We start from the raw sequence: 1,293 nt of genomic DNA, 5'->3' as shown, positions 1-1,293 counted from the left end.
AAGGCAGCGTCAGACGATGAGTGCAGTGCTCGAGAAGGGGGCTGCAGATGGTCTGGCGTAGATGGACGGTCGATGACGAGGCCGAGGTGTTGCTGATGTACGGCCGTGGCGTGACGATCGAGGAAGTGGCGCGGCGCATGCTCGCTTCGACGCAGACGGTCACGCGCGCGATCAGACTGAACCGCATGACGATCAAGCAGGGCCGCTACGGCGGCTTCGGTCCTCCGACGGTGGCGCTGGATCCGGATCCGGCCGGTGATGCGTCGCGCCGACCGGGCTCGAACGGGAACCGGCTCGACGGCCACGACCGGACCGTGATCCAGCTCGGGCTGGAGCAGGGCTGGAGCGTGCCGAAGATCGCGGCCCGCATCGGGGTGGTCGCCACGAGCATCGCGCGCGAGATCGCGCGGGGCGCGAACGAAGACGGCCGCTACTGGGCACGCCCCGCGCAGGCTCGTGCGGATCGGGCGCGGGCCCGGCCGAAGGCCTCGAAGCTCGATCCGGGCGAGCTGCGCGCGGCAGTGGTCGCGCGGCTGAATGACAAGTTCTCGCCCATGCAGGTCAGCCACGACCTGCGCAAAGCGTTCCCGGCGCGGGACGATATGCGAGTGAGTCACGAGACGATCTACCAGGCCATCTACGTCCAAGGTCGCGGCTCGCTGCGGCAGGAGCTGAAGGTCGCGAAGGCGCTGCGCTCGGGTCGCACCTCCCGCATCCCGGCCTCGAAACTGCCGCCGCGCAGCACTCGGCCGTGGCTGGAGGGCCACCACATCTCGACCCGGCCGGCGGAGGTCGAGGACCGGGCCGTGCCCGGTCACTGGGAGGGCGATCTGGTCATCGGCGCTGACCACAAATCGGCGCTGATTACCCTCGCCGAACGGCAGTCCAGGTTCACGCTGATCCGCCGGCTGGCGCTCGGCTACGACAGCCCGACCGTCGTCGAGGCACTGATCACGATGGTCAGCTTCCTGCCCCGAGACCTGCGCCGGAGCCTGACCTGGGACCAGGGATCTGAGATGTCCGAACACGCCCGCCTCACCATCGTCAGCAACATCGACGTGTTCTTCTGCGACCCCCATAGCCCCTGGCAGCGCGGCACGAACGAGAACACCAACGGCCTGATCCGCGACTTCTACCCCAAGGGCACCGACTTCCGGACGATCGGCGATGACGACATCGAGCGCACCCAGCACCTGCTCAACATCCGCCCCCGCATGACCCTCGACTGGGCCACCCCAGCCGAACACCTCAACCAACTCATCCATCACCACGCACTCACCACTTGACACCGCC

General features: G+C 68.0%; 1 protein-coding gene. It reads left to right on the top strand.

The annotated features are described in order from the left end of the window. Window positions 1-47 precede the first annotated feature (47 nt). Window positions 48-1,286, top strand: a complete 1,239-nt coding sequence (locus ACJJVL_RS01860; protein WP_405216409.1) for an IS30 family transposase — start codon at window positions 48-50, stop codon at window positions 1,284-1,286. The last annotated feature ends 7 nt before the right edge of the window (window positions 1,287-1,293 follow it).

The sequence above is a fragment of the Agrococcus sp. Ld7 genome (assembly GCF_045064095.1).
In the GTDB taxonomy this organism is placed as follows: Bacteria; Actinomycetota; Actinomycetes; order Actinomycetales; family Microbacteriaceae; genus Agrococcus.
This window is presented reverse-complemented; position numbering and strand designations above follow the sequence as displayed.